Below are 5375 nucleotides of genomic sequence, written 5' to 3'. Positions count from 1 at the left end.
TTACCGGCGGGGACGTCAATAGGCAGGCCGCCGCCCCCGCAGGCCCCAGCCAGTCCGTCCAGCAATTGCAGGGCGATTTCCAGGTCGTCGGCAAACAGCGGGCCGATCTTGAAGCCGGAACGGCACGGCCGCGCCACGGCGTAGCCGGTGGTGCCGCGTGAACTGATCGCCGCCAGCCCGTGATGCGGTGCCTGCAGCCATCGATGCAGGAACGCCCGCCGCGGTCCCGGAAAACAATGCGTGTCATAGGCGATGATGTCGGGCACGAGCTCAGTCGTCACTGTCCTCAGTCCGTCGGCGTTGACCGCCGGGCCTGCCGTGCGCCCGCTGTAGCGGATGGTCTCGTAAGCCGGCCTGAAGCCCTTGCTCCGGTAATTGGCCTGCTGCTCGGCGACGCCGTCGAGGCCGATAGTGCGGCCGGCAAGTCTCGTCATCCCAGCGTTCCACACCGCCTTGCCGTAGCCTTTGCCGCGCATGTCCGGCCGGCAGATGTAGAGGCCGATGAAACCGAACTCGCTTCCATAGGCCACTGCCGACACTGCGGCGACCATTTCGTTGCCGACAAAGGCGCCGATGAAGCCTTCCGGGTCCGCGGCCTGGAACATCGCCGCGTCTTCAAGGCCTGGGTTCCAGCCTTCTGCGGCCGCCCAGTCGACGAGAACCGCCAGCTCCTGCAGCGACAGTGTGCGGATGGTCGGCTTCATGGCCTTAGCTATCGTCTTCGGCGGGCGCTGCCTGTCCGGCCGCCCTGCGGCGCAGCATCTTGGTCAGCTTCCAGATCGTCGGGCTGTTCTTGATGAAGGCCTTGAGCCCTGTGCCTTGCCGAAGCGCCAGCGCCAGCACGCGGCCCTTCAGGGTCAGCGGTATCAGCACTTCGAAATGCCGGGTTTCGATATCACACCACAGCCGCTTGTAAGGCTCGTCGCCGACCGAGAAATCATAGACCTTGAAACCGGCCTCGCAGGCTTCCTGGATGTTGTCGAAGAACAGGAAATCGCCGGGGCTGGTGTGGCCGAGATCGTCCTCGGCGATCGCGCCGAACTCGCAGATCAGTCGCTTGCCTGAACGGCTCGACCCGGTGATGGCGCGCAGCTTGCCGGCAACCTCGAGCCCGTGCAGCATGAAGGAGGGCTCGTCCTCGGCAAGCGCTTGCGAAAACAGCGCGCGGAAGAAGCCGCGCACCTGCCTGTCGCCGAAGACGTTGGCGATGCCCATCTTGCGGAAGCGGAATTCCTTCATCTCGAAAAAGGCGTCGAGCAGCCTGTTCGCCTCGTCGGCGGTTCTGGCTTCGATGCGGCGATGACTGCCGACGGCTTCGAACTTGCGTGTCTGCGAACGGTGCTTCTTGCGCTTGCGTTTGCCGCTGGCGCGAGAAAGCAGCGCATCGAAGCCGCCGTCGAGGTCAACGGCCAGCGACAGATTGGGGCTGGCAAAATGGTCAAGCGCGCCTAGGGGATTGGCGACGCCGTCGAGATCGGGCAGCAATCGTTCCAGTGCGACGAGATCGATGTCCGGACGTGCCTTGGCGATGGCCGTCAGCATCGCTCGGATGGCCGGAACATCTGATCTGGCCAGCCAGTGCGGATCCGCGGCGACGAAGTTGCCATTGGCGTGGCGGCCACCCATTAAGCGGGCGACGCGGAACGGACCGCTGGCGGTGACCTCCAGGGCCAACGAGAAAACCGGCTTGCCTTCGGTGCTCAGTGTCGCAACGAGCAGATCCGGTCGGACCTCGGCAGCCCAGCTCAGGATCCAGGCAGCACTCTGCGGCGGTGCAAACAGGGCCGAGCGGCAGAACTCGGCATAGGCCACCAGTCCGTCCGTGGACGCCACTGAAATCGACAGGCCGGCATGGTTCCGTGGCAAGGCGCGCGACGACGCCTCGGTCGCCGCAAGCCGATTGCCGTCAAATGACGCTGCAGCGTCAACCATACCTCAATCCTTAGGGCGTATTGATCGCGATTTGGGGGTTCGCGTAGGCGCATTCCGTGCTTGGATCAGCCTAGGCGCAAAAGGTGAATGAATGATCGACGGCGGGGAGGCAATCCGGAAACTGGCGCTGAACGTCGCCCGCTATACCGGTCTCGCACCGCTGGCCAAACCATTCATCGGCGGCATCGGCGCCATCCTGATGCTGCATCGCGTTACCGCGACGCCGGAAAGGCCCGACAGCGTCAACCGGCATCTCAACATTGCTCCCGGTTTCCTCGATGCCATGATCGCCGACATGAAGGCGCATGGTTATGCCTTTGTCTCCATGGACGAAGCCGTTGAGCGCATCAAGGCAGGCGGCAAGGGCGGCGAGTTTGCCACCATCACCGCCGACGACGCTTATCGCGACAACATGACCGAGGCGCTGCCGGTGCTGGAGAAGCACGGCGCGCCGATCACCATCTATGTAGCGCCGGGGCTGATCAACGGCACGGCCGACCTGTGGTGGGATGTGGTCGAGGATATCGTCAAAGCGCGCGATAGCCTCACTCTGACGCGACCGAATGGTCCCCTGACGATCGATTGCTCGACACCTGCGAAGAAACTGCAGGCCAATGCACGCCTGCACGCCTATCTCACCTCCGAAGTCCGCGAGGAGGACCTGCAGGCGGTGTTGCGCGATCTGGCTCGCTCAAATGGCATCGACGCCGACGGCCCGCGATTGCGCACATTGATGAGTTGGGACGAGATCCGCGGCATGGCCGCGCATCCGCTGGTGACGATCGGCGCCCACACGATCAACCACAGCAATCTGAAGCGGCTTTCCGAAACCGGTGCCCGGCACGAGATCGGCGCCGTGCGCGGCATGTTGCAGGCCGAACTGGGCGAGAAGCCCAGCCATTTCGCCTACCCCTATGGTTATGCCAGCGCTGTCGGCTGCCGCGAGGTGGGCTTTGCCCGCGACGCCGGCTACACCTCCGCCGTGACGACGCGCCACGGTGTGCTGCGTGCCGAGCATGCCGGCTTCCTGCATGCCTTGCCGCGCATTTCAGTCAACGGCCGCTACCAGAGCCTTGCCCATATCCGCACCATGCTGTCGGGCGTGACGACGCCGCTCGCCAATGCCGGCAAGATGGTCGTTACCATCTGATGGGGTCGGGTTCCGCCTAGCGCTTGGTCCGTGGCTCCAGCATCAGCCATTTGATGATGCCCATCGCCGGCAGCACCCAGAGCAGGCCGCTGAGCAGGAAGAACAGGAAATGCACCCACGGGCCCGATTCCGACAGCCGGGCGACCGCGAAGATCGATGCGACCAGCGCATAGATGATGACCAGCGCCACCAGCAGGAACATTCCGATCAGCTTTTTCAGGCGCAGGGGCATGGTTGGTCTCCTGGTCGAGCATGCCGGCAATTCGCACAGGCGGCCCGGCAAGCTCAAGGGCTGTTGCCCCGCATAGGCCTTGACGCGAAGCTGTGCAACCGGTGAGGCGCGGCGCGACGGCGTGCCGCGCCGCATGGCCTTGCCAGCACGGGTGCGATGGTCCACCAATCCGCCAAACCAACCTGCCGGGACAAGATCATGGCTGCCATATCAGCTGCCGCGCCATACGTCGCCCGCGACCGCGACCTGCATAACCGGGCGCTGCTGCGCGGCTGGCTCTATGTGGTGCTTCTGGTGCTGTTTGCGCTGGTGCTGGTCGGCGGCGCCACGAGGCTAACCGATTCCGGCCTGTCGATTACGGAGTGGAAGCCGATCCACGGCGTGATACCGCCGCTCAACGACGCCGAGTGGCAAGAGGAATTCCAGCTCTATCAGCAGATCCCGCAATATGCCGAGCTCAACAAGGGCATGAGCATCGAGGCCTTCAAGTCGATCTTCTGGTGGGAATGGGCGCACCGCATCCTGGCGCGCAGCGTCGGCCTGGTCTTTGCCCTGCCGCTGCTGTTCTTCTGGGCGACGCGCCGCGTCGAGCGCGGCCTGGGACCGAAACTCGTGGGCATTCTCTTGCTCGGCGGCCTGCAGGGCGCCATCGGCTGGTGGATGGTGGCCTCCGGTCTGGTCGACCGGGTCTCCGTCAGCCAGTACCGGCTGGCGACCCACCTGACACTCGCGGCGCTGATCTTCACCGCGACCATGGTGGTCGCGCGCGGACTGGCGCCGCATTCCGAACCCGCCGCCGATCGGTCGACGCAGAGGCTGGCTGGCTTCATCGTGCTGCTGGCGCTGATCCAGATCTATCTCGGAGGCCTGGTCGCCGGGCTCGACGCCGGCTTGAGCTACAACACCTGGCCGTTGATGGATGGCAAGATCATCCCTGGCGATCTGCTGATCCTCGAGCCGGCATGGCGCAACTTCTTCGAAAGCCCGAAGACGGTGCAGTTCATCCATCGGCTCGGCGCCTATACGGTGTTCATCGTGGCCTTGTGGCACATGATCGCCACGCGCCGGCGGCTGCCAGGCTCAACGCATGCGCGGCGCGCGACGTTGCTGTTTCTGCTGGTGCTGGTGCAGGCCTCGATCGGCATCGGCACGCTGCTGATGCATGTGCCGCTGCATATGGCGCTGACCCATCAAGCCTTTGCACTGATCGTGCTGGGCTTTGCATCAGCGCATTGGCGCGGCACCAAGGGCGCCTATCCCTTGCCGCACGATATCGCGCTCAGGAGCTGATCCCGAGCCGATCGGCCAGTTACATCCAGAATTCGCCAGTTACATCCAAAATTCGTTTGACGATGTCGTCTTCTCGCCGTCGAACTCCGCCTGACGCAACGCTGCGGCGGATGGTGCAGACTGCCCCTGATCGGCCTTGGCTGCCTTGTCGGCGGCCTTGAGCGCATCGAGCTTGGCTTGGGCCACGGCGATATCCTGCTGCACCTGGGCGGCCTTGACCTGATCCTTGATGGCCTTGGCCTGGTCTTCCAAATCCTGAATCTGCTTTTCGAGCGCGGCCTCCTGGGCTGCATTGCTCGACGAACTGGACGAGGAATACTGGGTTGCCGGTGAGGAACCCGAAATCGCGCTGACCATGACAAATCCCGAAGTGGAGCCGAGACCAGTCAGTAGCCCATTGTGGTGAACAAGCGGTTAGCACCGCGCCGTTGCCCCGTGCGATCAGAAGCTTGCCCGCACCGCCCGGATCGCCCCGGCGATCGACAATTCGCGATTCTCCTCGACCGCGTTGCCGTCCTCATGATGCCAGGACGCCGACAGGCACCCATAGGCGATGGCATGATCGAGGATGGCTGGTGGTGTCTGGCCCAGTGTTCTGGCAAAGACTTCCGCCATATGTGCTGTTCGCTCCGGATCGAGGCAAAGTTCATCGCGGTCGAGCGGGTTGTAGAACATGTTCGCGGCGTCGAAGCCGGGGTCGCCGAGAACGCCCTTCGGATCGATCGCCAGCCAGCCGCGCGGCCCGTGCAGGATGTTTTCGTGATGCAGGTC

General features: G+C 64.0%; 7 protein-coding genes. 2 read left to right on the top strand and 5 right to left on the bottom strand.

Translation table 11 applies throughout. The features are described 5' to 3' along the window. Both EN993_RS30630 and EN993_RS30625 read right to left on the bottom strand, forming a co-directional pair. On the bottom strand, positions 1-704 hold a 704-nt coding region (locus EN993_RS30630), incomplete at its 3' end, for a GNAT family N-acetyltransferase (protein ID WP_164757913.1). Positions 705-708: 4 nt separating this feature from the next. Beyond that, positions 709-1932 (bottom strand): GNAT family N-acetyltransferase, encoded by a 1224-nt coding sequence (locus tag EN993_RS30625; protein ID WP_109669453.1) that lies wholly within the window; start codon positions 1930-1932, stop codon positions 709-711. Between the two features lie 91 nt (positions 1933-2023). On the opposite strand from EN993_RS30625, the gene EN993_RS30620 reads away from it, so the two are divergent. Then, positions 2024-3082: a polysaccharide deacetylase family protein gene (locus EN993_RS30620; protein WP_109669456.1), complete on the top strand. Its 1059-nt coding sequence runs from the start codon at positions 2024-2026 to the stop codon at positions 3080-3082. Positions 3083-3098: 16 nt separating this feature from the next. Here the strand turns inward: EN993_RS30620 and EN993_RS30615 are convergent, their stop codons facing one another. Continuing rightward, positions 3099-3314 carry a DUF2842 domain-containing protein gene (locus tag EN993_RS30615; protein ID WP_109669806.1) on the bottom strand — a complete coding sequence of 72 codons (216 nt, stop codon included), beginning with the start codon at positions 3312-3314 and terminating at the stop codon, positions 3099-3101. 198 nt (positions 3315-3512) lie between these two features. Here EN993_RS30615 and EN993_RS30610 point away from each other — a divergent pair, with 198 nt between their 5' ends. Next, on the top strand, positions 3513-4604 hold the full coding sequence (locus EN993_RS30610) for a COX15/CtaA family protein (protein WP_127265637.1): 1092 nt from the start codon (positions 3513-3515) through the stop codon (positions 4602-4604). A gap of 39 nt (positions 4605-4643) precedes the next feature. Here the strand turns inward: EN993_RS30610 and EN993_RS30605 are convergent, their stop codons facing one another. Then, positions 4644-4961 carry a hypothetical protein gene (locus tag EN993_RS30605; RefSeq protein ID WP_127265636.1) on the bottom strand — a complete coding sequence of 106 codons (318 nt, stop codon included), beginning with the start codon at positions 4959-4961 and terminating at the stop codon, positions 4644-4646. An 84-nt stretch (positions 4962-5045) separates the two neighbouring features. Then, the coding region (locus tag EN993_RS30600) for an aminoglycoside phosphotransferase family protein (RefSeq protein WP_281040587.1) at positions 5046-5375 on the bottom strand (330 nt) is incomplete at its 5' end.

The sequence above is a fragment of the Mesorhizobium sp. M7D.F.Ca.US.004.01.2.1 genome, from assembly GCF_003997785.1.
Lineage (GTDB): Bacteria > Pseudomonadota > Alphaproteobacteria > Rhizobiales > Rhizobiaceae > Mesorhizobium > Mesorhizobium loti.
This window is presented reverse-complemented; position numbering and strand designations above follow the sequence as displayed.